Origin of the sequence: Kitasatospora sp. NPDC058170 (genome assembly GCF_042883905.1) — a bacterium.
GTDB lineage: Bacteria > Actinomycetota > Actinomycetes > Streptomycetales > Streptomycetaceae > Kitasatospora.
On sequence record NZ_JBHVUV010000034.1, the window covers coordinates 72,608 to 99,013 of the forward strand.

Annotated in this window: 23 protein-coding genes; 12 read left to right on the top strand and 11 right to left on the bottom strand. The window is 74.8% G+C overall.

Going from position 1 to position 26,406, the window contains the following annotated elements:
• Positions 1 to 340 precede the first annotated feature (340 nt).
• From ACFVVX_RS31475 to ACFVVX_RS31485, 3 genes are read left to right on the top strand one after another with little or no spacing between them, the layout of a single operon-like run.
• The gene (locus tag ACFVVX_RS31475) at positions 341 to 1,966 is read left to right on the top strand and encodes a flavin-containing monooxygenase (RefSeq protein WP_387950592.1); all 1,626 of its coding nucleotides are present in this window, start codon (positions 341 to 343) and stop codon (positions 1,964 to 1,966) included.
• Positions 1,963 to 3,045 carry an alpha/beta fold hydrolase gene (locus ACFVVX_RS31480; RefSeq protein ID WP_387950594.1) on the top strand — a complete coding sequence of 361 codons (1,083 nt, stop codon included), beginning with the start codon at positions 1,963 to 1,965 and terminating at the stop codon, positions 3,043 to 3,045. The genes ACFVVX_RS31475 and ACFVVX_RS31480 overlap by 4 nt, the downstream gene beginning before the upstream one ends.
• Positions 3,042 to 3,935, top strand: coding sequence for an SDR family oxidoreductase (locus tag ACFVVX_RS31485; protein WP_387950596.1), 894 nt, complete (start codon positions 3,042 to 3,044; stop codon positions 3,933 to 3,935). Before ACFVVX_RS31480 ends, ACFVVX_RS31485 begins: the two co-directional genes overlap by 4 nt.
• 102 nt (positions 3,936 to 4,037) lie before the next feature.
• Here ACFVVX_RS31485 and ACFVVX_RS31490 read toward each other — a convergent pair whose 3' ends face one another.
• The 4 genes from ACFVVX_RS31490 to ACFVVX_RS31505 form a co-directional block, all read right to left on the bottom strand.
• Complete coding sequence (locus ACFVVX_RS31490; protein ID WP_387950597.1) at positions 4,038 to 5,276, bottom strand: serine hydrolase domain-containing protein; 1,239 nt, start codon at positions 5,274 to 5,276, stop codon at positions 4,038 to 4,040.
• Positions 5,273 to 6,211 carry a DUF6895 family protein gene (locus tag ACFVVX_RS31495; protein WP_387950599.1) on the bottom strand — a complete coding sequence of 313 codons (939 nt, stop codon included), beginning with the start codon at positions 6,209 to 6,211 and terminating at the stop codon, positions 5,273 to 5,275. Before ACFVVX_RS31495 ends, ACFVVX_RS31490 begins: the two co-directional genes overlap by 4 nt.
• Entirely contained in the window at positions 6,208 to 7,023 is an 816-nt protein-coding gene (locus ACFVVX_RS31500) for a hypothetical protein (protein ID WP_387950601.1), read from the bottom strand. Before ACFVVX_RS31500 ends, ACFVVX_RS31495 begins: the two co-directional genes overlap by 4 nt.
• A 132-nt stretch (positions 7,024 to 7,155) precedes the next feature.
• Positions 7,156 to 7,356: a hypothetical protein gene (locus ACFVVX_RS31505; protein WP_387950603.1), complete on the bottom strand. Its 201-nt coding sequence runs from the start codon at positions 7,354 to 7,356 to the stop codon at positions 7,156 to 7,158.
• Between the two features lie 157 nt (positions 7,357 to 7,513).
• Here ACFVVX_RS31505 and ACFVVX_RS31510 point away from each other — a divergent pair, with 157 nt between their 5' ends.
• Positions 7,514 to 8,287: an SDR family NAD(P)-dependent oxidoreductase gene (locus ACFVVX_RS31510; protein ID WP_387950605.1), complete on the top strand. Its 774-nt coding sequence runs from the start codon at positions 7,514 to 7,516 to the stop codon at positions 8,285 to 8,287.
• 404 nt (positions 8,288 to 8,691) lie between these two features.
• A complete protein-coding gene (locus ACFVVX_RS31515; RefSeq protein ID WP_387950638.1) occupies positions 8,692 to 10,506 on the top strand; it encodes an ABC transporter ATP-binding protein in 1,815 nt (604 codons plus the stop codon).
• Positions 10,507 to 10,570: 64 nt separating this feature from the next.
• Here the strand turns inward: ACFVVX_RS31515 and ACFVVX_RS31520 are convergent, their stop codons facing one another.
• Positions 10,571 to 11,239 carry a lysophospholipid acyltransferase family protein gene (locus ACFVVX_RS31520; RefSeq protein ID WP_387950607.1) on the bottom strand — a complete coding sequence of 223 codons (669 nt, stop codon included), beginning with the start codon at positions 11,237 to 11,239 and terminating at the stop codon, positions 10,571 to 10,573.
• Between the two features lie 219 nt (positions 11,240 to 11,458).
• Here ACFVVX_RS31520 and ACFVVX_RS31525 point away from each other — a divergent pair, with 219 nt between their 5' ends.
• Complete coding sequence (locus ACFVVX_RS31525) at positions 11,459 to 11,671, top strand: EF-hand domain-containing protein (RefSeq protein WP_387950608.1); 213 nt, start codon at positions 11,459 to 11,461, stop codon at positions 11,669 to 11,671.
• 71 nt (positions 11,672 to 11,742) lie between these two features.
• Here ACFVVX_RS31525 and ACFVVX_RS31530 read toward each other — a convergent pair whose 3' ends face one another.
• A complete protein-coding gene (locus ACFVVX_RS31530; protein WP_387950610.1) occupies positions 11,743 to 13,980 on the bottom strand; it encodes a CDP-glycerol glycerophosphotransferase family protein in 2,238 nt (745 codons plus the stop codon).
• A gap of 673 nt (positions 13,981 to 14,653) precedes the next feature.
• On the opposite strand from ACFVVX_RS31530, the gene ACFVVX_RS31535 reads away from it, so the two are divergent.
• Both ACFVVX_RS31535 and ACFVVX_RS31540 read left to right on the top strand, forming a co-directional pair.
• Positions 14,654 to 14,920, top strand: coding sequence for a hypothetical protein (locus tag ACFVVX_RS31535; RefSeq protein ID WP_387950611.1), 267 nt, complete (start codon positions 14,654 to 14,656; stop codon positions 14,918 to 14,920).
• Between the two features lie 228 nt (positions 14,921 to 15,148).
• The gene (locus ACFVVX_RS31540) at positions 15,149 to 15,637 is read left to right on the top strand and encodes a YjbQ family protein (protein WP_387950613.1); all 489 of its coding nucleotides are present in this window, start codon (positions 15,149 to 15,151) and stop codon (positions 15,635 to 15,637) included.
• A gap of 110 nt (positions 15,638 to 15,747) precedes the next feature.
• On the opposite strand, the gene ACFVVX_RS31545 is transcribed toward ACFVVX_RS31540, so the two are convergent.
• Positions 15,748 to 16,296, bottom strand: coding sequence for a DUF1990 family protein (locus tag ACFVVX_RS31545; RefSeq protein WP_387950615.1), 549 nt, complete (start codon positions 16,294 to 16,296; stop codon positions 15,748 to 15,750).
• 153 nt (positions 16,297 to 16,449) lie between these two features.
• Here ACFVVX_RS31545 and ACFVVX_RS31550 point away from each other — a divergent pair, with 153 nt between their 5' ends.
• Complete coding sequence (locus ACFVVX_RS31550) at positions 16,450 to 16,692, top strand: hypothetical protein (protein ID WP_387950617.1); 243 nt, start codon at positions 16,450 to 16,452, stop codon at positions 16,690 to 16,692.
• Between the two features lie 107 nt (positions 16,693 to 16,799).
• Here the strand turns inward: ACFVVX_RS31550 and ACFVVX_RS31555 are convergent, their stop codons facing one another.
• Positions 16,800 to 19,853, bottom strand: a complete 3,054-nt coding sequence (locus ACFVVX_RS31555; RefSeq protein ID WP_387950619.1) for an AAA family ATPase — start codon at positions 19,851 to 19,853, stop codon at positions 16,800 to 16,802.
• Complete coding sequence (locus ACFVVX_RS31560; protein ID WP_387950620.1) at positions 19,850 to 21,019, bottom strand: exonuclease SbcCD subunit D; 1,170 nt, start codon at positions 21,017 to 21,019, stop codon at positions 19,850 to 19,852. The genes ACFVVX_RS31555 and ACFVVX_RS31560 overlap by 4 nt, the downstream gene beginning before the upstream one ends.
• A 512-nt stretch (positions 21,020 to 21,531) precedes the next feature.
• Between ACFVVX_RS31560 and ACFVVX_RS31565 the strand changes: the two genes are divergently transcribed.
• From ACFVVX_RS31565 to ACFVVX_RS31575, 3 genes are all read left to right on the top strand, one after another.
• Positions 21,532 to 22,401, top strand: coding sequence for a hypothetical protein (locus tag ACFVVX_RS31565; RefSeq protein ID WP_387950622.1), 870 nt, complete (start codon positions 21,532 to 21,534; stop codon positions 22,399 to 22,401).
• Positions 22,402 to 22,608: 207 nt separating this feature from the next.
• Complete coding sequence (locus ACFVVX_RS31570) at positions 22,609 to 23,250, top strand: hypothetical protein (protein ID WP_387950624.1); 642 nt, start codon at positions 22,609 to 22,611, stop codon at positions 23,248 to 23,250.
• A gap of 389 nt (positions 23,251 to 23,639) precedes the next feature.
• Entirely contained in the window at positions 23,640 to 24,440 is an 801-nt protein-coding gene (locus tag ACFVVX_RS31575; RefSeq protein ID WP_387950626.1) for an SGNH/GDSL hydrolase family protein, read from the top strand.
• 105 nt (positions 24,441 to 24,545) lie between these two features.
• Here ACFVVX_RS31575 and ACFVVX_RS31580 read toward each other — a convergent pair whose 3' ends face one another.
• On the bottom strand, positions 24,546 to 25,505 hold the full coding sequence (locus ACFVVX_RS31580) for a nitroreductase/quinone reductase family protein (RefSeq protein ID WP_387950628.1): 960 nt from the start codon (positions 25,503 to 25,505) through the stop codon (positions 24,546 to 24,548).
• A 475-nt stretch (positions 25,506 to 25,980) separates the two neighbouring features.
• A complete protein-coding gene (gene cutA, locus ACFVVX_RS31585) occupies positions 25,981 to 26,304 on the bottom strand; it encodes a divalent-cation tolerance protein CutA (RefSeq protein WP_387950630.1) in 324 nt (107 codons plus the stop codon).
• Between the last annotated feature and the right edge of the window lie 102 nt (positions 26,305 to 26,406).

Genomic DNA, 26,406 nt, shown 5'->3' on the forward strand with positions numbered 1-26,406 from the left:
TGCGATCACGGCAACGCGGCGGCGACGGCACCGGGCGGTCGCCGAAACGACGCGGCTCGGCTTCTTCCATCGACTGTCAGCAAGGGCTACCCTGCCAATCATGCCAGTGATTGCTGGCGCGATTGGCGGGGTAGTTCCCCGAACAGGAGTTCCCCGAACCAGGACGCCCGGGATGCACGCGCGGACCGCCTGCCGCACACCACCCACGGCGCGTCGCACACCGCACACCGCACACCGCACACGGCACACCGCACACGGCGCGCCACGCCACGCACGCCACGCACGGCACGCCACACACCGCAGTGCGTACCTCACGCCCCCACCCTCAGGAGGACGCCGCATGGCATCCAGCACCAAGCGCCCCCGGCCCGCCGCCCCCGGCCAGGGCTCGCCGGCCGCCGTCCCACACGTCCGGGTGGCGGTCATCGGCTCCGGCTTCGGCGGCCTCGGCGCCGGCGTCCGGCTGCGCCGCGCCGGGATCACGGACTTCGTCGTCCTGGAGCGCGCCGACTCGGTCGGCGGCACCTGGCGTGACAACAGCTACCCCGGCTGTGCCTGCGACGTGCCCTCGCACCTCTACTCCTTCTCCTTCGCGCCGAACCCCGACTGGCCGCGCAGCTTCTCCGGCCAGCCCGACATCCGTGCCTATCTGGAGAAGGTCGCCGACGTCTTCGGGCTCCGCCCCCACCTGCGCTTCAACACCGAGGTGACCGAGGCCCGCTGGGAGGCCGAGCAGACCCGTTGGCGGATCACCACCACCGCCGGTCAGTGGACCGCCGACGCGATCGTCTCCGCCGCCGGTCCGCTCGCGGACCCGCAGGTACCCGACCTGCCGGGCCTGGACACCTTCCCCGGCAAGGTGTTCCACTCCTCCCGCTGGGACCACGACTTCGACCTCGCCGGCAAGCGCGTCGCGATGGTCGGCACCGGCGCCTCCGCCGCCCAGATCATCCCGTCCATCCAGCCCCGGGTGGGCAGGCTGACCGTCTTCCAGCGCACACCGGCCTGGGTCCTGCCGCGCCGCGACCGCGAGATCACCGCCGCCGAGAAGTGGCTGCACGGACGGCTGCCCGTCACCACCAAGATCCGCCGAGGGGCGCTCTTCGCGCTGCGCGAGCTCCAGGTGGACGCCTTCGTCCGGCGGCCCGGCGCGCTGCGGCTGGTCCAGCAGCTCGCCGAGCGGCACATCGCGCAGGGCGTCGCCGACCCGGCGCTGCGGGCCAGGCTCACCCCCGACTACCGGATCGGCTGCAAGCGCATCCTGCTCAGCAACACCTACTACCCGGCGCTGGCCGCCGCCAACACCGAGGTGGTCCCCGCCGGTCTCGCCGAGGTGCGCGGCTCGACCCTGGTCGCGGCCGACGGCAGCGAGCACGAGGCGGACGCGATTGTCTTCGGGACCGGCTTCCACGTCACCGACATGCCCATCGGGTCGCGGGTGTTCGGCGTCGACGGCCGGAGCCTCGCCGAGGAGTGGAAGGGCGGCATGGAGGCGCTGCGCGGCTCCACCGTGCACGGCTTCCCCAACCTCTTCTTCGTCATCGGGCCCAACACCGGCCTCGGCAACAGCTCGATGATCCTGATGATCGAGTCCCAGCTGAACTACCTGGTCGACGCGCTCACCACGCTCACGTCCGTGGGCGCGACGGCGATGCAGCCCACCGCCCGGGCGCAGCGGCGCTGGAACCTCGAACTCCAGCACCGGATGGACCGCACGGTCTGGACCACCGGCGGCTGCCGCAGCTGGTACCTGGACGGCAGCGGCAAGAACACCGTGCTCTGGCCCGCCTCCACCACCGCGTTCCGCCGCGCCACCCGCCGGGTGGACCTCGCCGAGTACGAGCTGATCATGCGCTCCCGGTCCACACCCGGCGCACCCGCTGCCGCCACCGGGCCCGGCGCGACGGCCGCAGCCACGGCCACCGAGCCGCCCGGCGCGGCCGCGGCAGAGGAGGCCCTGGCATGAGCCCCGTCGTCCCCGCCGACTGCGTACCACCCGTCCCGGCCGAGGAGTTGCGGGTCCGCTCGGCCGACGGCCTCCTGCTGCACGTGGAGATCCACGGGCGGCCGGACGCCCCGACCGTCGTCCTCGCCCACGGCTGGACCTGCTCGACCGCCTTCTGGGCCCCGGTGATCCGCCAACTCGCCGACCGCTACCGTGTGGTGGCGTACGACCAGCGCGGCCACGGCCGCAGCGAGGTCCCGCCGAGCCGGGCGCGCTACTCCACCCGGGCGCTCGCCGACGACCTCGAAGCCGTGGTCGTCCGGACCGTCCCGGCGGGGGAGCGGGCCGTCCTCGCCGGGCACAGCATGGGCGGCATGACCATCATGGCCGGCGCCGACCGCCCCGCCGTCGCCGACCGCACCGGCGCCGCACTGCTGGTCTCCACCGGCCCGGACCGCCTGCTCGCCGAACTGCGGGTCCTGCCGGACGGGTTGCGCCACCCGGGGCTGCGCCGCCTGCTGCACCGACGGGTACTGCGCTCCCGGCTGCCGCTCGGTCCGGTCGGGCCGGTCAGCCGGGCCGCGCTCAAGTACGCCACCATGGGCTCCGGTTCACCGGCGGGTCGGGTCCACGCGGCGGCCCGGGTCGTGCACGCCTGCCCGACCGTGGTCCGGGCCGAGTGGGCCGGCGTGCTGGACACCCTCGACGTCACCGCGGGACTCGGGCGGCTCGTCGCGCCGACCGCCGTGATCGTCGGTACCGACGACCGGCTGACCCCGCCGGTGCACGCCCACCGGATCGTCGCGGCGCTGCCTGACCCGCAGGGGCTGCTCCTGCTGCCCGGGGTCGGCCACATGGCGCCGTTCGAGCGGCCCACCGAGGTCGCCGCCGAGATCCACCGCCTCGCGGCCGCCCACCTGGCCGCCGCCCAGCTGCCCGCTGCCGACCTGGCCGCCGCCGACCGTCCCGAGGTCCATCTCCCCACCGCCCGGAGCCAGAGCCCGATCCAACACCCGACCCGGACCCAGGGCCCGACCCAAACCCAGGGCCAGAGCCAGCACCCGACCCAGACCCAGAGCCAGAGGAGTGTCACCGCATGAGCGCCACCCCGCCGCTATCCGAGCAGGTCGTCGTCATCACCGGTGCCGCCCGCGGCGTCGGCGCCGCGCTCGCCCGCAAGCTCAGCCTGCGCGGCGCCAGGGTCGCCCTGGTCGGCCTGGAGCCGGCCGAGCTCAAGGTCGTGGCCGCGCTCTGCGGGCCGGCCGCCACCGCCTGGGAGGTCGATGTCACCGACATCGAGGCACTCGGCGAGGCCGCCCGGCAGATCCGGGAGCACTACGGCCGGATCGACACGGTGATCGCCAACGCGGGCATCGCGATCGGCGGACCGCTGCTGGACAGCGACCACCGGGCGTTCACCCGGGTGATCGAGGTCAACCTGCTCGGCAGCGTCGCCACCGCGCGGGCCTTCCTCCCGGCCCTCACCGAGAGCGGCGGCTATCTGCTCCAGATCGCCTCGTTGGCCGCGATGACGCCCGCGCCGCTGATGAGCGCCTACTGCGCCAGCAAGTCGGGCGTCGAGGCCTTCGCTCACTCGCTGCGCGCCGAGGTCGCCTACCAGGGGGTCAAGGTCGGTGTGGGCTACCTGAGTTGGACCGACACCGACATGGTGCGCGGCGCCGACCAGGACGCCGTCCTCAGGCAGATGCGGGCGCGCCTGCCCTGGCCGGCCAGCAAGACGTACCCGCTGGAGCCGGCGGTGGACCGGCTCGTCGCGGGTGTCGCCCGCCGCTCGGCGCACGTCTACGCCCAGGCCTGGCTGCGCGGCATGCAGCCGATGCGCTGGCTGCTGCCGACCCTCATCGCCAAGGCCGGCGCCCGCGATGTCGCCAAGCTGGCCCCGGAGATCAAGGCCACCGCCGCGACCCGGCTGCGACCGGTGGGCGCCGGCGGCGCGGCCGACAGCGCCGCGCGCTCCGAGAAGCCCTGACCGTACGGCCGACGCCCGCGGGCCGGTCACGTCGATCGTCGACGTGACCGGCCAGCGGGCGTCGCGGCCGGGGTCCTGCTGCCGGGCCCCGCGCGTGGAGTTTCAGGACTCCGGCTGGGAGAGCGATTTCAGGGCGTCGTAGGCCTGTTGGACGAACCGGCCGTCCAGCGAGGGGCCGCAGTTGGCCAGGGCGCCGACCGCGGTGGCGGTCTGCGGGCAGAGACCGACGAAGGCGGTGAAGCCCCGGGTGGCACCGGAGTGGAAGAGCAGGTCGCGGCCGGCGACGTGGCGGTGGTTCCAGACCAGGCCGAGCCGGTCGGTGGACCGCGGCAAGCGCAGCCGGAGCTGCTGGACGTCCAGCAGAGCGCTGCCCAACGCGCTTTCCCGGGGCTGGAGATGGGCCAGCAGGTAGCGCAGCAGGTCGGCTCCGGATGTGCGGACGGCGCCCGCGCCGGGCAGGCCGGGGATGCGCCAGGGCGGGAGCGGGTGGCCGCGCCGGTGACCGACGGCCTGGTCGGGCGCGTCGGGTCCGCCGGCGGTGCCAGGTCCGCCGGCGGTGCCAGGTCCGCCGGCGGTGCCGGGTTCGCAGGTGGTGGAGCGCAGGCCGAGCGGTCGGCCGACCCGGTCGGCGAGCAGGTCGGCGTAGTCGGCGCTCCCGGCCTCGGCAAGCAGTCGGCCGAGCAGCCCCACACCGAAGTTGGAGTAGGCGAACCGGCTGCCCGGGCGGTGCCGCACGGTGGTGCGTGCCAGTCCGGCCCGCAACTCCTCGTCGCCGTAGGCGGCGTAGGGGTTGCTGAAGAAGGTCGGGAGCGCCGACGACACCAGGCCGGGCGGGAGGCGGGGGAGGCCGGAGGTGTGGGTGGCCAGGTGCAGCAGGGTGACGGGCGGCCCGTCGGCGGGGACCGCGGGGGGCCGCCAGTGCCGGGGGAGGTGGCTCTCGATCGGGTCGGCCGGGGCGAGTTCGCCGCGCGCGGCCATCGTGGCGAGCAGCAGGGCGGTGAACGTCTTGGTGACGGAGCCGAGTTCGAAGACGGTGTCCGGGGTGCAGGGGGCGGCGGTGTCGTGGCCGAGCCGGCCGTGGCAGTGGACGGCCCGCCGGTCGCCGCGCGCCACCGCCAGGGTCACGGCGGTGGCGTACGGCGCGGCGGCCCGGACGAGTGCGGTGGACTCCCGGGCACCGACGGCGGCGGGAGTGGCGACCGGGCCGGCGGGGGCGGTGCACACGCCCCTCGCCGTCCGGCCGGACGCCCTGCCGGACATCGGGTCGGCCGTCTCGGCCGTCTCCGCCGGATCGGTCGGGCCGGTGGGGCCGGTCGGGCCGGTGGGGCCCGTCGCCGTCATGCCGCCACGGCCGCGCCGCCGAGCGCGCGCGAGAGGGTGACGGTGCCGGCCACCACCGCGACCACGGCGGTGTGCTCGTGGTCCTGGAAGGCCTGGGCCGTGTCCTCGGCGACCGGCTCGGAGTTGTCGCGCGGGATCAGCCCGTCCTCGCGCTGGACGGCGGCCAGCGCCTCCCAGCCCTGCAGGCCGGTGACCGGTTCGCCGATGCAGGAGTCCACCACCAGCAGCTCGCCGACGAGGTCCCACTGGCCGACCTCCAGCCAGATATCCACCCAGGCGGGCAGCCAGGCGCGCACGTAGTCGCGCATCGGCTCCGGCAGGTTCTCCGGACGGGCGCCCCAGTCGGTGAGGTGGAAGACCGTGTGGGTGATGTCGTAGCCGGTCATCCAGTCGACCGCCCACGGCTCGGGCGTGGCGCCGAGCCACGTCCCGGCGGCGAGCGCGGCCCAGTCGTCCGGCTGGTTCCGCAGACCGACCACCCGGCGGGCGTTGGCGACGGCGAGCCGGCGGCTGGGCAGGATCTCGGCGGCCCGGACGGCGCGCAGCTTGCCGAGCGACTCCAGCAGCTCGTCCATGGCCGGGTGGCGGTAGCCGGCCCGGGCGAAGTGGACGTACGTCTCCAGCGGGTCGGTCATCACCAGGTGGCGCAACTGTCGCTCGTAGAGCAGGTTCCCCTCGCGCAGCTGGGCCCAGCCGAAGTCGAGGAGCTCGCGCGCGATCCGGGCGTCGTGCGGGCCGGTGACGCCGTCGCGAAGGACGAGCGAGGCGGCCAGCGCGCATTCGCCGAGCGGCTTGTAGGCGTTGTTCGGGTCGGCCAGGTCGATGGTGATGTTGTCCGAGAGCCGGCCGAATCCCTGTTCGTGCGAGGCGTGCAGCCAGGCCATCGCACGCGAGCCGAGCTGCTGGGCGGTGGCGAGGAGGTGGTGGTCCGTCATGGCCGGGCTCCGTTCCCGTCCGTGGCCAGCAGTGCGGCACCGATGGCGAGTTCGAGGGCGGTGCGGGCGCTGCCGTCGCCGACGACCTGGATCCGCTCCAGGACCGGTTCGACCTCCAGGGGCAGCGGCAGGCCCTGGGCCTGCGTCCAGCAGAGCCAGCGGGCGAGCCGGGCGGCCACCCGGTGGTCGCGGCGCAGCATCGAGCGGACGGTTCCGCGGGCCAGCGCCAGGGTGTTGGCCCGGGCGGCCTCGTGCACCGGTCCGTCGAGGTCGGGCAGGGCGAGCGCGGAGAGCTGCGCCATCCGGACCGACCAGCCCTGCCAGGCGTGCGGCCGCAGGTGCGGGGCGTGCTCGGGTTGCGGGGCGGCCAGGTCGAGGGCGGTGAAACCCTGCGCGGTGACGGAGCGCAGCGTCCGGGTCAGCAGGACACCGGTCGCCCAGTCCCGCCAGGCGGCGATCAGCGCCGCCCCGGCAGGCCCGTCCTCGTCGACGGAGGGTGACGGGGCGCCGGGAGCCGTCGGGGCGTTCGTCGCGGGCGCGGTGACGGCGGGTGACGGGAAGGCGTGCTGGGCCTCGGCCAGCAGCAGGGCGGTCTGCTCGTCCGGGGCGGCGCCGCCGAGCAGCTGCGGTGCGAACAGGTCCGGCCCGAGCACCCGGGCGGCGGCCAGCAACGGCCTGGGTGCGGCGGCGGTGCCGGGATCGGCGAGCGCGGCCGCACCCCCGACGCCCCGGAGGGTGTCGAGGGTGCGGCCCGCCAGCCGCTCGACCGCTGCGGCGTACTCGTCGCGGAGCGAGATATCGGCGGTTGGCATGGTTGCGTGGTCCTCCTTGACGGGGGTTTCACGAAGGCTCACGGGGGTCCGTGACGGGAAGGCCCAAGGTGCGGGGGCTTCTCGGCGGCGACCGGGTGGATCCTTCGCGAGGGGCCCGGGTGTCGTCTCCGACTACCGGGTCTTCTCCTTGGGCTGCTTCGGGGAAAGCAGCAGAGCCAGCCCCACCAGCAGCAGCGCAGCGGCTTCGGGGCGGTACGTGGGCGCGTCGCTCACGGCGGCCTCGTCCTCCACCATCAGCGCGCCGAGCGCATCGAGTTCGGCCCGGGTCGCGAGCGGCGCCGGGGCCCTTCCGGTCGTGTACTGAGTAAGCATCAGATATGCCTCCTCAACAGGATCTTCACCGCCTGGTCCGGCGATGCCCCTGACCGACCTTACGAGCACGAACGATCGCCCGCATCCGCACTGCTCTGATCTGCGAAGTTACCGGTGCGTTGGGTGAGTGGCGCCCGGGGTCGGTACGGTCAGGGGCATGACCACTGCCTTGATCACCGGCGCGACCGCCGGCATCGGAGCCGCCTTCGCGCGACGGCTCGCCCGGAGCGGCTACCGGCTCGTCCTGGTGGCCCGGGACACCGAGCGGCTGGAGCGTTCCGCCGCCGACCTGAAGGCCACGTTCGGCATCGACACCGAGGTGCTGACCGCCGACCTGGCCACGGAGGACGGCATCGCCGCCGTCGAGGCCCGACTGGCCGACGGCGACCGCCCGGTGGACCTGCTGGTGAACAACGCCGGCTTCGGCAACAAGGGTGCCTTCCTGACCGTCCCGCTCCAGGACGAGCTGGACATGCTGAAGGTGCACGTGGAGGCGATCCTGCGGCTGACCACGGCCGCCCTGCCGGGGATGCGCGAGCGCAGGCGCGGCGCGATCGTCAACGTGGCCTCGGTGGCGGCCTTCCTGCCGCGCGGTACGTACGGCGCCAGCAAGGCGTGGGTGGTGAGCTTCACCCAGGGCGTGCAGCGGGACCTCGGCGGCAGTGGGGTGCGGCTGATGGCGCTCTGCCCGGGGTTCACCCGCACCGAGTTCCACGCGCGGGCGGGCATGGGCACGGGCAACATCCCGTCCTGGGGCTGGCTGTCCGCGGAGCGGGTGGTCGGCGAGGCGATGCGCGACCTGGCTCGCGGCCGCTCGGTGTCCGTCCCGGGCCGGCGCTACAAGATCGCCGTGGCGATCGCCCGACTGCTGCCCTCGGGCAAGCTCGGCAAGGTCTCCTCCAAGGCGGCGCGGACCTACCGGACGAACTGACCGGACCGACTGACCGTACGCACGCCCGGGGCGCCGCGTCGCACTCCCGCAAGGGGGCGGCGCGGCGCCCTGCGCGTGGGGCGCTCCGGGTGTCCGGGCGCACCCGCGCGTGGCCGGGGTGCAGCGGCCCGTCGGCCCGGCGGTACGGGAATAGAGTGAGCCTCACTATTAGCTTCGCTAACTATGAGCTATTCTCGCTATGCTGGTGGAGGCCCGACCGGGATACCTGCCACGCCTGCGACGCCTGCGGTGCGCCTCGTGCCGGCCATGACTGCCATGACTGCCATGCCAGCCAAGCGCGCCAAGGCCGCCACGTGCGCCACGACCGCCGCGCCGCCGGCCACGCCCGCTCCACCCGCCACACCCGCCGCGCCACCGCGCGCCCGACCGAGGGAGGCCCGCCCTTGAGGCCCGACGGCATCCGATGGACCCCGCCCGCCCGCGCCGAGGGCGAGCCCCGCCCGCCCGCCCAGTGGCGGCGCATCCTCGCGCTGTTCCGCCCGTACACGGGCCGCCTCACCGCCGTCGGGCTGCTGGTGGCGGCCTCCGCCGTGGTCTCGGTGGTGTCGCCGTTCCTGCTGCGGGCCGTCCTGGACACCGCCATCCCGCAGGGCCGGACCGGGCTGCTGAGCCTCCTCGTGCTCGGCATGATCGCCGCTGCCGTGGTCAACAGCGTCTTCAGCGTGGTGCAGACCCTGATCTCCACCACCGTCGGCCAGCGCGTCATGCACGACCTGCGCACGGCCGTCTACACCCACCTCCAGCGGATGTCCCTGGCGTTCTTCACCCGCACCCGCACCGGCGAGGTGCAGTCCCGGATCGCCAACGACATCGGCGGCATGCAGTCCACGGTGACCTCCACCGCCACCTCGCTGGTCTCCAACTTCACCAGCGTGATCGCCTCCGTGGTCGCCATGGTCGCGCTGGACTGGCGCCTCACCGTGGTCTCGCTGCTGCTCCTGCCGCTGTTCGTCTGGATCAGCCGCCGGGTCGGCAGCGAGCGCAAGAAGATCACCACCGAGCGGCAGAAGCAGCTGGCCGCGATGAGCTCGGCCGTCCAGGAGTCGCTCTCGGTCAGCGGCATCCTGCTGGGCCGCACCATGGGCCGCTCCGGCTCGCTCTCCAAGGAGTTCACCGAGCAGTCCGACCAGCTCGCCGAGCTGGAGGTGCGCTCCAGCATGGCGGGGCGCTGGCGGATGAACACCATCCAGATCGTGATGGCCGCGATGCCCGCGGTGATCTACTGGGCGGCCGGCCTGGCCGCGGCCGGCGGCTCCCCGATCGTCTCGATCGGCACCCTGGTCGCCTTCGTCTCGCTCCAGCAGGGACTGTTCCGCCCGACCGTCAGCCTGCTCTCCACCGGCGTCCAGGTGCAGACCTCGCTGGCACTGTTCCAGCGCATCTTCGAGTACCTCGACCTGCCGGTGGAGATCGCCGAGCCCGAGCGGCCGGTCACCCTGGAACGGATCCGGGGCGAGGTCCGCTTCGAGGGCGTCGACTTCCGCTACGACCCGGAGCAGGAGAAGCCCACCCTGTCCGGCGTCGACCTGAAGGTCCCGGCCGGCGGCTCGCTCGCGGTGGTCGGCGAGACCGGCTCCGGCAAGACCACGCTCAGCTATCTCGTCCCCCGCCTGTACGACGTGACCGGGGGGCGGGTGACCATCGACGGCGTCGACGTCCGGGAGCTCTCCTTCGACACCCTCGCCCGGGCGGTCGGCGTGGTCTCCCAGGAGACCTACCTCTTCCACGCCTCGGTCGCCGACAACCTGCGCTTCGCCAAACCGGACGCCACCGACGCGGAACTGGTCGCCGCCGCCGAGGCCGCGCAGATCCACGGGACCATCGCCGGGCTGCCGGACGGCTACGACACGCTGGTCGGGGAGCGCGGCTACCGCTTCTCGGGAGGGGAGAAGCAGCGGCTCGCGCTCGCCCGGACCATCCTGCGCAACCCGCCGGTGCTGATCCTGGACGAGGCCACCAGTGCGCTGGACAACCGCACCGAGCTCGCCGTCCAGCAGGCGATCGACACCCTGGCGGCGGGTCGGACCACCATCACCATCGCCCACCGGCTCTCGACCGTCCGCTCCGCCGACCAGATCGTGGTCCTGGACCGGGGCGAGGTGGCCGAGCTGGGCACCCACGACGGGCTGGTCGAGGCGAACGGCCGCTACGCGGCGCTGCTGCGCCGGGACGCGCCGGTCGCCGCCGCACCCGTGTAGGGCGCCGCACCCGGGCGAGGTGCCGCAGCCGCGGAGGGCGCGGTAGCCGTCGGGGAGGCGCGGGTCAGGCGGCCTTGGGGAGCTCGTTGTAGCTCTCCACGAACTCCTGGCCGGAGAGCTGCTGGATCGCCCGCATCACCTCGTCGGTGACGTGCCGCCGGGCCTTGAGCGAGCGGGCCTGCCCGTGCAGCTCGTCGAAGTGCAGCGGCTCGCCGAAGCGGACCGTCACCTTGCGGATCCGCGGCACGCGCTTGCCGATCGGCAGGATCTGCTCGGGCCCCTCCAGCGCCACCGGGACCACCGGGACGCCGGCGGTCAGCGCCAGCCAGGCCACGCCGGTCTTGCCGCGGTAGAGCCGGCCGTCGAGCGAGCGGGTGCCCTCCGGGTAGATGCCGAAGGCCTTGCCGTCCTCCAGGATCTCCAGCGCCGACTCCAGCGAGGCCTGAGCGGAACGGTAGGTGCCGCGCTCGACCGGCACCGCGCCGATCGACTCGAAGAAGCCCTTGGAGAGCGCGCCCTTGAGCCCGGTGCCGGTGAAGTACTCGGCCTTGGCGAGGAAGTGCACCCGGCGCGGCGCCGTCAGCGGGATCACCACGCTGTCGATGAAGGAGAGGTGGTTGCTGGCCAGGATCACCCCGCCCTTGCGCGGCACGTTCTCCAGACCCTGGATGTCCGGCCGCCAGATGCCCCGTGAGACGGGTTTCAGCACCAGCTTGGTGAAAAGGTCGAGCACGGTCCCTCCCTGGACGAACGCGCCCGGGAGGCGCCCGGGCCTGAACATGCGGCAATCGGTGGTCGGTTCCCGGCCGGGCCGAGATCAGACCCGCAGACTACGACACCCACCCGGGAGGCCGTCCACTCCCGCCAGCCGTGGTGCTCGCCACGGCCGGGTAGGGTACGGCCGTCGGAAACGCACATCAGCAGTTCTTCAGTTCCTCAGGAGGGGCAACCCATGGCAGACGTCGACACGATCCGCGCGGCCTTCGACAAGTACGACGTGAACGGCGACGGCCGGATCACCGCCGCCGAGTACGCCACGGTCGCGCGTGAGCTCGGCGACCTGACCACGTCGATCGCCGTGGCCGAGGCCATCATCAACCGGATGGACACCAACCACGACGGCGAGCTGACCTTCGACGAGTTCCTGGCCGCGCGCCAGAGCTGACCCGGTTCGCCGCTGCGGGGCCCCTGTCGTCGGCAGGGGCCCCGCAGTGATGTCCCGGCCCGTGGGCCCGCTCAGGCCCCGGCGGGGGGCACCGGGAACACCCGGCGGACCACCCGCTCCGCCGCCCCGCCGTCGTCCCACGGGCAGAACCGCTCCCGGAAGGCCGCCCGCGCCGCCGGCGCCGGATCCCCGGCCAGCAGCGCCGCCGCCAGCCCGTCGGCGTCCACCGTGACCGCGCCCGGCGGCTGCGCGAACAGGTCGAAGTAGACCCCCCGCACCCGCTGGTACTGCTCCCAGTCCGGGGCGAAGACCACCACCGGCCGGTCCAGCACCGCGTAGTCGAACATCATCGACGAGTAGTCCGTGACCAGCACGTCGGCCGCCAGGTACAGGTCCTCCACGGTCGGGTGCGCCGAGACGTCCACGATCTCCGCGGCCCCCTCGCCCGTCGCCAGGTCGCCCGGGCCGCCGGTGTGGAAGTAGTGCGTGCGCACCAGGAGCGTGAACCCCGGCCCGAGCCGCCGCGCCAGCTCCCGGACGTCCACCAGCGGCACGTACCCGCCCTGGCCCTCGCGGTGCGTCGGCGCGTACAGCACCGCCGTCCGGCCCGGCGCCAGCCCGAACCGCTCGCGCATCGCGGCCACTTCGGCGGGCGTGGTGTTCGCCAGCCGGTCGTTGCGCGGGTAGCCGGTGTCCAGCATCTCGTACCGGCCGGGGAAGGCCCGGGCGAAGTGCTCGCTGGTGTGCGGGTTGGAGGAGACCAGGAAGTCCCAGCGGTCGACGGCCTCCTGGAGGCGCGCGAAGTCCATCCCGTCGGCCGCGACCGGGTGGTCCCTGAGGTCCATGCCCATCGCCTTCAGCGGCGTGCCGTGCTGGGTCTGGACGTGCACCGTACCGGGCCGCTTCACCATGGTCCGCGGGAAGTTGACGTTGTTGACGAAGTACTTGGCGGTCGCCATCGCCTTCAGGTACGCGGGCGTGTTGACGATCACGTACGGCACTCCGGCCGGCAGCGTGGCCGCCTGGGTGCGGTTCTCCACCACCCAGACGCCCCGGACGGCGGGCGCCAGCTCCCTGGCCTTCTCGTAGATCGCGGCCGGGCTGCAGGCGTAACCCCGGTGCCAGTAGGCCGCGTAGACCGCCAGGTGCTCGTCCAGCGGCAGCCGGCGGAAGGCGTTGTACGCGGTGAAGCGGGCACTGCTGCGCACCCCGCGCTTCACCGCCGGTGCGACCGCCCGCGCCCCGCGCTTCAGTTCGCGCGGCAGCCGCCCGGTGCGGCGCAGCTCCGCGTAGGCGATCCGCGAACCGCGCGCCGCCAGCCGGTACTGCACTCCGCGCAGACCGCCGGGGAAGCGGTAGCCGGCCGGGCGGTGGCGGGCGAAGTGCTCGGCGATCCGGCGGAAGAAGTCCTTGCGCAGCTCGGGCGGGACCAGCCCCGGGGTGTCGTGGACGGTCAGTGCCTGCTGCACGGTGCGCTCGAAGACGAGGGTGCGCAGGGTGTCGGGGACGGGGCGCCCGGTGCGGTCCAGGAAGGCGAAGATCGCGTCGTACTGGGCGAAGGCGTCGGCGTGCTTGGGGGAGGCGGTGCTGGTGATCGCGCCGGCCCGGCCGCGCCGGTAGAAGTAGCAGGGGCGGTCCAGGTAGCGCAGCCGTCCGGCGGCCAGCAGCGCCGGGTAGGTGACGGAGATGTCCTCGTAGAAGCCGCGTCCGAAGGAGACGCCGAGGCCGAGCAGGAACTCGCGGCGGAACACCTTGTTCCAGACCGACATCACGGTCCGGAACAGTGCGGGGTGCTCGGCGACGGTGCAGCCCTGCTCCAGGGGGGAGCCGGCCAGCACGTGGCGCCACGGGTTGGGCTCGGTCCCGCCGTCCGGGTAGACGTGGGTGAAGCCGGTCAGCAGGACGTCGGCGGGGGCCTCCCCCTCCTTCTCCCGGGCCCGCTCCCGCTCCAGCTCGTCGAGGACCGCCGCGACGGTGCCCTCCGGGAGCCAGTCGTCGCTGTCCACGAACCAGACGTACTCGCCGCGCACCTCGGGCAGCGCGGCGGTGCGGGCGCCGCCCAGGCCCTGGTTCTCGGTGAGGTGCAGCACCCGCAGCCGGGGGTCGCGGGCCGCGTACTCGTCGAGGATCTCGCCGCAGCGGTCGGGGGAGAGGTCGTCGACCGCGATCACCTCGAAGCGCGGCTCCTCGGCGGGGGAGGCTTCGCGGGGCTCACCGGCCGGACCGGATTCGAGGATCGAGTCGAGGCAGCGGGGCAGGAAGCGCTCCACGCCGTGGACGGGGAGCACGATGCTGAGGAGGACTGGCACGCTGGCCGAGTCTACCGAGCGCGGCGTGATCCGGAACCGCCGGTGCCGCGCCCTGTGGAGGGCGGCACCGGCAGCCGGGTGGCGGCCCGGCCGACCCTCTACGGCCGACCGCCGGTCCGAGCACCCCCCGAGCCTGGCCACCGCAGCGTCGAGGCGGCCGGGCAGTGGCTCGGGTGAGCCGGAATCCTTCAATGCTCTTCATCAGTCGAACACACTCATGAGCGTGTCTCGTACTGGTGTCGCCGAAAGAGATATTGCTTGGAGGTTTCCCCCGAGTCAATCCCTCGAATGTGTTCACTTCCTGAACAGATGGTCACGGTGCGGAGCGCCGCAGCCGGGGCTGTCCTCTCTACCGTCCGCTCCGGTGGGAGTGCGCCCCCGGGCCCCGGCTCCCCGCCGTCTGTGTCCGCCCGCGGCTCCCTGTGGCGACCCTGTGCGCCCGGCGTGTGCCTCCTGCGCGAGCGCCGGGTCCGTGCCTCCGGTCCCCGCTGACCTCCGGCCGGTCGTGCACCATCATTGATGCCTAGTCGTGACCGCCCGCTCTGCCCCTGGTGCACCGTCAGTTGACGTCGCACGGTACGGTGGCAGAACACCAGGACGGTTGCGCGAAGGCCGTCTGTCACGGATAGTCTTCGCCTCACGGCCCTGGCGCCTCGTAGGGGTGGGAAAACTGATGGAACACATGCAAGCGCGGACTCGGGCCCGCGTGCCGGCTATCCAGTGCGGTGTCGGTACGACCGGCCGCAGGATCGAACGGCACCTGGCTGTGCTCGGCGCGCCCGCGCTCCCGGCGGTGGACACCGCCGAGGCGCTCGGGTTGATAAGGGAGCTGACGCCGCGTGGCGCCGGCGCCCCCACCGCGCCGCGCCGCCACGTGCGGGTGTCGCTTCTGGCGCCGCTGCGCCGGCTGCGGCGAAGCCTCTTCGGCGGACGCGGCTGAAGCGGGGGCCTGTCCGGCCCCGGGGGCCTCGCGGCCCCTCCGGGCCGTCCCGGCTCCCGCGCACACCGGCACCGACCCGATGGACCTGAGGGCCCATCGGGTCTTTGGCGTACCCGGGACACCCCTCGCGCGGGCACGGAGCTCCCACCCTACGCCGCCGAGCCGCTCCGGTACAGGGAGTCGGTGAGGCGGTTCGGCGCACCCCCCGGCGTGGGTGAGGATGGCGCCATGGCGGACAGCAACCACTCCAGCTCCAGCAGCTCCCAGGCCCCCTCCCCCCAGGCCTCCTCCCTTCCGGCCCCCTCCTTCCAGACCACCACCTTCGAGATCACCACGGGCAGCCGCGAGGTCGCGCTCGACATCACCGGCCGCTGCACCGCGTTCCTCGACGAGCGCGCCGCCGGGCGCGACGGCCTGCTCAACGTCTTCGTCCCGCACGCCACGGCCGGCATCGCCGTGCTGGAGACCGGCTCGGGCAGCGACGACGACTTCCTCGCCACGCTGCGTGAGCTGCTCCCGGCCGACGACCGCTGGCGGCACCGGCACGGCAGCCCGGGCCACGGCCGCGACCACGTGGTGCCCGGCCTGGTCGCGCCGCATGCCACGCTGCCGGTGATCGGCGGCCAACTGGCGCTCGGGATCTGGCAGTCCGTGGTCCTGGTCGACACCAACGGGGACAACCCGCGGCGGACGGTCCGGCTGTCCTTCCTGGGCTGAGACGACCCGGGGGCTGCCGCGGCGGGACCGCTCGGCGGGGGCGGGACTGCGGCGCGGGCGGGACAGCCGGGCGCGGGCGGTACCGCGGCGCGGGGCGCCTCCGCCCGCCGCTACCGGACCGCGGCCGCCACGGCGGTGAGGTAGCGCTCGATCGCCAGGTACTGGCAGAGCACGGCCACCGGGCGGCCGAGCCGCGCGTACCAGGCGGAGAGCCGGGAGAACGCGGTCACCTCGAACCAGACCTCGCCGGTGCCGTCCATGGTCACCAGGAACGCCTCCTCGCCGCACTCCGGGTGCCCCGGCAGGGTCCCGTAGGCGAAGCCGATCCGGTCCGGCTCGTCCACCGTCCACACCACCCGGCAGGGGATCACCAGCCTCGGGCGGCGCGTGCCGGGCAGGCTCAGCCGGATCAGCACCGTCGCGCCCGGCTCGGCCGGGGCGTGCGGATGGACCGCGAAGCCGGTGCCGAGCTGGCTGCCCCATCCGAGGACGTAGCGGCCGGCCCGCTCCAGTACCCCGGGCCCGTGCCCGAGGTGGATCCGCCGCCGAAGGTGCGCGTAGCCCGCCGGGAGACGGGCGTCCCGGGTGGCGCCGACCTCCGGATAGCTGGGCGAGGCGGACCGGGCGGCGAGCAGTCGCCGGTCGAGGGTGGTGGGCATGGCGCCACCGTACCGGGGGGTGCCGACCGGCCCGGTACCGGGCCGGTGCCCTGTCCGGTCGGTCCGTGCGCGGATTGGTCGGCCAGGGCCCTGCCTGCTGCGCGGAGCGGACCGGCCTTGCGACCCGGTGGGGCGGCGGAGTAGGAAGGCGGCATGAGTGAAGCAGCGAACGGCGTCGACGCGGTGGACAGCGGTGCGGACGACGCGGGCCCGGTCTGCGCCGTGGCCCCGGCCGGGACGGTGGCGGCACTGACGCACGACCCGGGGCTGACCGGGCCGCGGGCCGACTGCGTGCTGTGCGGCGAGCCGACCGAGCTGCCCGCGGACCAGCCGGGGACGACGCTCTGCCCGGTCTGTGCCTGGCAGCAGGCCCAGCGGATCGCCTGCTCCGGCTGACGCCGGGACGGGCGGGCGTGTACCGCCCGGCGCCCACCCGCTGCCCGGTCCCCGCTACCCGGTCCCCGCTGCTCCCGTCCGGGGCCCCGCCGTCAGACGTCCTCCCGTCAGACGTCCTCCCGGCGGGCCAGCGCGAGGGTGGAACCGCTGCGGCCCTTGCGGACCAGCAGCTGCGCCGGGATCCGGGTGCGCAGGTCCGCGACGTGGCTGACGATGCCCACCGCGCGGTCCCGCTCCCGCAGGCCGTCCAGGACGTCCATCACCTCTTCCAGCGCCTGTTCGTCCAGCGTGCCGAAGCCCTCGTCGATGAACAGGGTGTCCAGCGGCATCCCGCCCGCCTCGTCCGTGACCACGTCGGCCAGGCCCAGCGCCAGCGCGAGCGAGGCGAAGAAGCTCTCGCCGCCGGAGAGCGTCGCGGTGTCCCGCTCGGTGCCCGTCCAGGCGTCGACCACCCGCAGGGCCAGGCCGGAGCGCCGGTTGCCGGTACCCCGGTCGTCGCTGTGCACGAGGGTGTAGCGGCCGCCGGACATCCGCACCAGCCGGTCGCTCGCCGCGGCGGCCACCTGCTCCAGGCGGGCCGCCAGCACGTACGACTCCAGGCGCATCCGCAGCCGGTTCTCCGTGGAGGTGCCCGCAGCGAGCGAGGCGAGCCGGTTGATCCGGGCGAACCGGACCAGTGCCGGGGCCAGCGAGGCGGCCAGCGCGGCCAGCTGTCGGCCGATCCCGGCCAGCTCCTCGCAGCGCCGACGGGCCGCGTCCTGCGCCGCGTGCGCCCGGCGCAGCCGGTCGGTGGCGCCCTGGAGCCGGGCCTGGGTGCCCGGAAGGTCCGCCGCCGGACAGGCCGCGGCCGCCACCAGTTCGGGCTCGGCGAGCAGCCGCTCCACCGCCGCCCGCGCCGAGCGGTGCCGCTCCAGCCGGGCCGCCAGCCGCTCCCGCTCGGAGGCCGGCAGGAGGACCGCCCTGGCCTCCTCGGCGTTCGGGAACCCGGCCGAGACCGCGGCCGCGGCCAGCTCGCCGTCCGCGTCCTTCAGCCGGGCCGCCGCCTCCGCACAGGCCCGGGCGGCACCCGCCAGGGCCGTGACCCGATCGGCGAGCCGGGCCAGTGACGCCGACCGGTCGGCCACCGACGGCGCGTCGCCCCGGGCGGCCGAGACCTTCGCGGCCAGCTCCTCCTGCTCGCCGTGCAGGGTCTGGATCCGGGCGGTGAGCGCCGCGCTGCGCTCGCCCGCGTCCCTGAGCGCGGCGAGCCGGGCCGTCTGCTCCTGGGCGAGGCGCTCGATCCGCTGGGTCAGCGGGCCGAGGTGCTCGGCCACCCTGGAGGCCTCGCGGTGCTCGCGCTCCAGCGCGGCGAGCGCCTCCGCGAGGGCCTCGGCGCCGTCCGGCCCGGCCGCACCGGCGGCGGCCGCCTCGCGGACCCGGAGGTCCGCCAGCTCCCGCTCGGCGGTGTCCGCCGCCTGCTCGGCCACCGTCTGCGCCGCCCGGGCGCGGTCCTCGTCCGCCGCGCCGACCTGGCCGCCGGCCGGCCTGGCCGGTGCCGGGTGCTCCGGCGAGCCGCAGACCCGGCAGGCCTCGCCCGCGCGCAGCCGGGCCGCCAGCTCGGCGGCCATGCCCGCGAGCCGGCGCTCGCGCAGGTCCTGGCTGTGCTCACGGGCGTCCAGCGCCTCGGCACGCAGCCCGAGCGCCCGCGGTCCGGCGTCCGCGATCTCCGCGCGCAGGCCGTCCCGGCGGCGGGCGGCGGCCAGCCGCTGCGTCACCTCACCGCGCCGTGCGTCCAACTGCTCGACCCGGGCGCCGGCCGCCCGGGTGGCCGTCTGCTCCTCCTGCAGCGCGGCCAGCCGCTCCTCGAAGTCCTCCAGCCACTCGCGGGCGTCCTCGGCGAGCTCCTCGGCCCTGCGGCGCTCGGCGTCCGCCGTCCGCTGCTCGCGGGCGAGCGCAGTGCAGCGCCGCTCGTCCTCCTGAGCCGCCTCCAGCCGGACCACCTCGGCCCGCAGCCGGCGCTCGGCCCGGGCCAGCTCCGGCTCCTCGGCCCGGGCCAGCCCGGGGCCGTCCGCGCCGTCCGCCCGGGCGAGCGCCTCGCGGTGGCGGCGCTCCTCCTCGCGGGCCGCCCGGTGGGCGCCGTCGGCCGACTCGCGCAGCCGCAGCACCGACTCCACCCCGACCGCGGCCTGTGCGGCCGCCAGCCGGCGGCCGTCCCGCTCCGTCGCGGGCTCGTCCTCGGCGAGCCGGGCCGCCTGGAGCGCCGACTCGCGGTGCCGCCGCTGCCGACCGGCCAGCTCCTCGGCGGCGGCCCGGGCCCGCCCGGCCTCCTCGTGGGCGCACTCCGCGCCGGCCAGGGCGGCGTCGGCGACCGCGAGCTGTTCGGCGGCGCCGCTGCGCAGCATCGCGGCCCAGCCGAGCACCGCGCCGGTGAGGTCGGCGGCGGCCGGGTGCGCGGTCTCGTCCTCGCCGGGCACCCAGTCGGCGGCGGGCTCGGCCGCCGGCCCGGCAGCCTGCTCGGCCTTGTCGGCCAGGGCCCGCAGCCGCCGCTGGTCGGTCTGGACGGCGGCCTCCTGGGCGCGCCTGCGCTCGGCGAGCCAGGACTCCACCTGCTGGAACCGCTCGGTGTCGAACAGCCGGCGCAGCAGCTTGCCGCGCTCCTCGGAGTCGGCCCGCAGGAACCGCGCGAAGTCGCCCTGCGGCAGCAGCACCACCTGGCAGAACTGCTCGCGGCTCATCCCGATCAGCCGCTGGATCTCCTCCCCGGCCTCCTGGTGCGACTTACTGACCGGCCGCCAGCCGGGTGCGCCGTCCCCGGCGTCGGCGGCCCACTCGCGCAGCAGCGTCTGGGCCCGCTCGGTCGTCCAGCCGGTGCCCTTCTTCTTGGGCCGCTGCTGCTCGGGGAGCCGGATGATCTCCAGCCGCCGCCCCCCGAGCGTCAGCTCCAGCCGCACCTCGGTCAGCCGCAGCGGATCGGCGTGGTCGCTGCGCAGCCGGTTGGCCCGGCGGGCGCCGGGCACGTCCCCGTAGAGGGCGAAGCAGACGGCGTCCAGCACGCTGCTCTTGCCCGCGCCGGTGGCGCCGCGCAGCAGGAAGAGGCCGCCGGCGGCGAGCGCGTCGAAGTCGACCGCCTCGGTGCCCGCGAACGGGCCGAAGGCGGCGACCGTCAGCCGGTGGAGTCTCATCGGGGCAGCTCGGCCTTCCGGTCGGTGGTCTCCCGGACGCTCTCGAAGCCCTCGCGCAGCCAGTCGAGCTCGTCCCGGTCCGGCGCGGCGCCCGGGCGCACGTGCCGCAGGAAGCCCTCGGCGATCTCCAGGTCGGCCCGCCCGCTCACCCGGGCCGCGTACGACCGGGTGTCGCCCTCCTCGGGCCGGTCCGGGTCGAAGAGCAGCTGCAGGGTGTGCGGGAAGCGCCGCCGCAGCCGCTCCATCGGCTCGGTGGGGCGGGCGGAGTCGGTGAGCGTGGCCTGCACCCAGGACTGCTCGAACGGGGTGTACTCCTCGGCGTTCAGCAGCCGGTCGAGCGTGTCGCGCAGACAGGCGAGCGGGCGCGGCCGCGGGCAGTCGACCCGCTCGGCGGTGACCGCGCCGTCCGCCGCGAGGTCGACCAGCCACATCGTCTTGCGCTGGTTCACCTCGGAGAACGAGTAGGCGAGCGGGGAGCCGCTGTAGCGCAGGTGCGGGGCGAGGGTCTGGCAGCCGTGCAGGTGGCCGAGCGCGGCGTAGTGGACGCCGTCGAAGACGGTGGCGGGGACGGAGGCGACACCGCCGACCGCGATGTCCCGCTCGCTGTCGCTGGTCTCGCCGCCGGTGACGAAGGCGTGCGCCAGCACCACCGCCCGGGTGCCCTCCGGGCGGGCCGCGAGGTCGGCCCGGACCTGGTCCATCGCCGCGCCGAGCACCGCGGCATGGCCGCCGCGCTCCAGCCCGAAGCGCTCGCGGACCAGGGTCGGCTCCAGGTACGGCAGCCCGTAGACGGCCACCGGCCCGTGCTCGTCCGCCAGCATGACGGGCTCCGCGCACTCGCCCGGATCGGTCCGCAGATGGACGCCGGCCCGGCCGATCAGGCCCGCGCCCACGCCCAGCCGGCGGGCCGAGTCGTGGTTGCCGCTGATGAACACCGTGGGCACGCCCAGCCCGGCCAGCCGGTGCAGCACGTCGTCGAACAGGGCGACCGCCTCCAGCCCCGGCAGCGCCCGGTCGTACACGTCGCCGGCGACCAGCACGGCGTCCACGCCTCTGGCCCGGACGACCTCCACGAGGTGGTCCAGGTAGGCGCGCTGGGCGTCGTGCAGGCTCTCCCGGTGGAAGGAGCGCCCGAGATGCCAGTCGGAGGTATGCAGCAGTCGCATGGTCCCCGACCCTAACGTCCGCCACTGACAACCCGGGCGAAACAGCCCCACCGGCCGCCCCGGCCAGGGCCTCCGCGCCGCCGGCTCCCGCGCTCGGCCCGGGCCCGGATCGTCACTCCCGGTCGATTGTCAGTGACGGTGTGTATGTTCTCGGTCGTCGGCCGCTCCGGGCCTTCCAGGGGTTCCGGGGGCCGGCGCGACCACGAGGAGGAGCCATGTCCCAGCAGTCCGCGTTCTTCACCGCCCGCGGGCCCGCGACGCGCCGCGACCGGGCCCGGGCCGGGAGCCGCCCGCCCTCCGGGCGCCCAGGAGCCGGGCGCCCGGGAGTCGGGCGTCCCGGAGCCGCAGGTGCCGGAGCAGGGCGTCCCGGATCCGGGGGTTCCGCCCGGGCGCTGGGCGGCGGAGGTGCGCCCGGGCGGGCCGGGTCCGGGGTGGGCGGCGGCCCCGGCGGCCGGTCCCGGAGCCGTGGCCGCGCCCGCGGTGCGCCGCCGCCGCAGCCGGTCGCGCTCGCCGTGGCCGCCCGGGCCGCCGACTTCGCCCGCCTGGCGCGGTACGGCCTGTTCGGCGGCGCGGCCTTCCCGTCCTACCTGGGCCGGACGGACGCAGCCCTCCGGGCCCTGCACGAGCAGGGGGTGGAGGTGCACCTGCGGGTGCTCGAACCGGCCGACTACGAGGACTACTGCGAGGCGTTCGGCCTCGACCCGGGTGCCGCGGCGGCCCGGGTCGCGTACGCGGCCGACCCGGAGCTGGCCGGGGAGCCCTTCGTGTACGCGGGGGAGCGGCTGGCCGAGCTGCTCCCGGTGCTGGTCGACGACCACCGGGCCAGGGTGCGCATCTCCGTCAGCTGCGCGGTGCTGCTCACGGCGGTCGGCGAGGGCCCGCGGGGGCGGTCGTTGATGGAGGCGGTGATGCGCCACGTCACCGGGGTGTACCTGGCGCTGGCCGGGGGCGCGGGGGAGGGCTGCCACCTGCTGACGCTGAACTGCCACGGCCCGGAGGACGGGGAGGAGCTCGCCACGGCGGCGGAGCTCTGCATCGACGGCGGCCGGCTGTTCGCCGGCGGTCGGGACGCCGAGGCGTTCTGCGTCACCCTGGCGGCGGGCACGGCCGCGCGCGGCACCGGCGCGCTGCTGCTGCACCGGGATCCGGCGGCGCCCGACGGCCCGCAGGTGTGCGGCTGGGCGCTGGCGGACGGGCGGTTGCGGCCGATGTCCGTCCGGGAGGTGCTCGACGCGCTCGCGGAGGCGGCCAACCGGGGCCTGCCGCTCCCGCCGGGGTCGGCGGCGGTCCCGGCCTTCGCGCTCCCCCCGTTCCCGGCACCCGGCGGCAGCGGGCGGGGTCACTCCGACGCCGCCGAGGACGGCGGTGGGCCGATGGCCTGACCAGCGGCTCCGGACCTCCGCGTCCACCAAGCGGCGCTGGGGACTGTTCATCGACCGCCTGTTCGGGGAAGATTTCGGGGAAGATCAACAGCAGGAGCGGGTGGTACCCCACGCCGCCGCTCCCGCCGCCCCGCCCCGAACCGCGCACCGCTGGTCCTCCCCGCGCACCGTCGGTCCGGCGAGCCCGACACCGAAAAGGGGGGACGCATGAGCCGGATCGAGTTCAGCGCGGAGATCGCCGAGCTGCTCGGCAGGGTGCGTCGGCGTCCCACTGCGGGCTGGCCGTGGCGACCGGGCGAGCAGGTGCCCGAGGGGCTGCCGGTGAAGCAGTCCTGGGGGTGGCTGTTCGCCCCCGACGGCCGGGTGCTGACCCTGGTCAACCCCAAGGACGGCATCGTCTCGCTCCCCGGTGGCTCGCTGGAGCCGGAGGACGCCGGGGATCCGGGTTCGGCGCTGGCCCGCGAGGCGGCCGAGGAGGCCCAGGCGGTGATCGGCGAGCCGTACTACCTCGGCTACCTCTACGACCGGGTGGGTTCGGCCAACGGCGGGCACGAGTGCGCCCGGGTCCGGATGGCCGCCGCACTGCGGGCGGTCGGTCCCAGCGCGGCGGACCCGGCCTCCGGGCGGCACTACCGGCGGCTGCTGGTCGCGCCCGGTCTCGCGGTCGAACTGCTCGGCTGGGGGGCACCCGGTCTGCGCCAGGCCCGGGCGGCGGTGTCGGCCGCCGTGCGTCGGCTGGGCGTGCCCGCCACCGCCAACGAGGCGATCGAGGAACTGCCGGTCGAGGGCTGCGTGGTCTTCCCCGGCCCGGCCCACTCGGGCACCGTCTACCCGGCCGCCGGGGGCTGAGCCGGTTCCCGAAGGGGCGCGTCAGCAGTGGACGTGCCGGGCGTGGACGTGCCCGGCGGGGACGTGCCGGGCGGGGGCGTGGGGGAGGAGGGCGTGTCGGGCGGGGCGTCGCGGAGGGCGGCGTGCCGGCGGCGGCCCGGGCGGCCGGCGCCGGCACCGGTGAGCCGGGCCACTTGATTGACGGTCAAGGATTCGAACTGGAGGTCGCCTGCGGCGCGCACGCCGCAGAGGGCGCCGCCGGGGCCTGAGCAGCGCAATCGCCCGTCCACGCGGTCGAGTTCACTCCGCTGTCCACGGACGGACCGTCAATATCCTTGGCATGACCACTTCCCGGGGATGCTACCGCCTGGTATCAACATGTGTGACTCAGGTCACTCCCTGGAGGTGTCATGCTACGCCCCACCCGTGCCATGTCCGTAGCCGCCCTGGCGGTACTCCTTACCCTCACCACCCTCTTCACCGCCTCGTCGGCCAGTGCCGCGACCGTCAACTACGCCGCGCTGGGCGACTCGTACGCATCCGGCGTCGGCGCCGGGAGCTACACCAGCGAGAGCGGCAGCTGCAAGCGGAGCACCAACGCCTATCCGTACCTCTGGAAGAACGCGCACGCGACGTCGTCCTTCTCCTTCGTCGCCTGTTCGGGTGCCAGAACCGGTGACGTGCTCAACAACCAGCTCTCGGTGCTGAACTCCGGCACCACCCTGGTCAGCATCAGCATCGGCGGCAACGACGCCGGTTTCGCCAGCACCATGCAGACCTGTGTGCTGGACTCCGAGAGCGCCTGCCTCAACGCCGTCGCCGCCGGAAAGAAGTACGCCACCACCACCCTGCCCGGCCAGCTCGACCAGGTGTACGCGGCCATCCACGCCAAGGCGCCCAACGCCCGCGTGGTGGTGCTGGGTTACCCGCACCTCTACAAGGTCGGCGGCAGCTGCATCTTCGGCATCGGCGACACCAAGCGTGCCGCCATCAACAGTGCGGCGGACGTGCTCGACGACGTCCTCGCCAAGCGTGCCGCCAACGCGGGCTTCGCCTTCGGCGACGTCCGCAGCATCTTCACCAACCACGAGATCTGCGGCAGCAGCACCACCTGGCTGAACAGCACCACCCTGCCCGTCGACGAGAGCTACCACCCGAAGGCCGCCGGCCACTCGGGCGGCTACCTCCCGGTCTTCTCGGCGCAGGCGTAGCGCCCGGCGCCGGGCCGGCCACCGCCGAAGGGCGGGCACCGGCGCGGCACCCGGGGCCTGTCCGGCCGTGACCGGCCGGACAGGCCCCGCTTCGGGCGTCCCGCTTCAGCTCCCGGTCCCGGCTCCAGCCCCGGTGCCGGTGCCGGTTTCGGCCCCCGTCCCGGCCCCGTCTCCCGTCCCGGGCCGGCCGGCGGCCCCGCTCGGCGGGAAGGGGATCGCGGCCAGGACGGGCAGCAGGGACTCCTCCTCGTAGTCCAGGTGCGCCTCCAGCTCGGCCGACATCCGCGCCAGCTCCGCCCGGAACCGCTCCGGCTCGCCCGCCCCCGCTCCGTCCAGCAGGGCCACCAGCTCGCCCTTGATCCGGCCGACGGTGCGGTGCTCCTCGCCCAGCCGCTCCAACGCCTCGCGCAGATGCGGGTGGCTGCGGGCCAGGGCGGGGAAGACGTGGGCGTCCTCGCCGGTGTGGTGATGGGTCAGCCCCTCGCAGAACGCCAGGCAGTGCTGCCGCAGTTGCAGCCCCAGGCTCGGGGCCTGCCCGGCGATCGACGCCTCGGCCTCCTCCCGCACGTGCCGCAGTTGCGCGCGCAGCCAGGTGTGGACCTCCAGCAGCTTGTCCGCCAGGTTGGCCACCGGGCGCCGGTCCTCCTGCTTCTCGTGTTCCAGCACCACGACGGGCAGCTCGCGCGCGGTGAGCGTCTGGTAGTCGCCGTACCCCGGTGCCACCCGGACCACCGCCTCGAACAGCCGCTCCCGCCGCGCCCCCTCGGCGGGCACGGCGATCGCGTCGAACACCTCGGTGCCGAGCTCGACCCGTACCACCGGGTGGGCCAGCAGGTTGCGGTACCAGTGCGGGTGGTCCGGGGCCCCGGCCGCCGAGGCGACCACCAGCAGTAGACCGTCCGCCCGGACGTAGCCGAGCGGCACCGTGTGTTCCCGGCCGGACCGCGTGCCGGTGGTGGTCAACAGCAGCAGGTCGCCGCCCTCGAAGGGGCCGCCGACCCGGCCGGCGTTGGCGCGGAATTCCTCGATGACCGTCTGATTGAAATGATGGGGAGTCATGGGCATGCGCTTGTGTGGAGTCTCCGATGAAAGGGGGGAGGCCACAGGAGTCGCAGCACGCGTACGCGGCACCGCGCAACGGCGGGCGGGGGAGCAGGCGGGCGGCGGAGGGATCCGAGCCGCCGCGAGCACGGACCAGCCGAGCCGGGTCGAGCGGTGCGAGCAGATGCGGACGCGGGCAGGCGCTGCCGCGGCCGATGACGTCAGATCAGGGAAGCGGAGTGAGAACTCATCGCGCATCGTCCCTCTGTGAAAGGTGCCCGCTCGATCGCCGGCCGGCCCAGTTCTCTTTGGCCGACATCGCGCTGCACGCCCCCATTAGAGCCACCCGCCGCGCCGACTGTCAACGAGCGCCGTACACGATCGCCGAGGCCGGGCGGTGCCGCGCCCGTCGGTCCGCCCGGTCCACCCCGGTCCCCCGGGTCTGCCCGGTTCTGAACGGTTCTGAACGGTTCTGAACGGGCAGAGCCGGGCCGTCGGCTCAGTCGGCCGTCTCGGTGGCCACCCAGCCGAGGTAGTCCGCCGATCCGGCGGTCACCGGGACGGCGATGAGCTCGGGCGTCTCGTACTCGTGCCGCTCGGCGACGAACGCGGCTAGCCGGTCGAACAGCCCGGCGCGGGTCTTGAAGTCGATGCGCCACTCGGCGGCGTCCCGCACCTCGCCGTCCCACCAGTAGACCGAACGGACCTGATGGACCTGGGCGCACGCGGCCAGGCGCTCGCGGACCACGGCCGCGGCCAGCGCCCGCGCCTTGGCCTCGTCCTCGTGGGTGGTGGTGACGACGGTGAGGTCGGAGTTCTTCATGGGGCCAACCTAGTGCCGCGTCAGGCAACCTTCGCCCCGTCGCGACGCCCGGCACGCACTCTCGCCGCACCGGCCGAAAGCCCAAGTACGTCCAGTACGAGG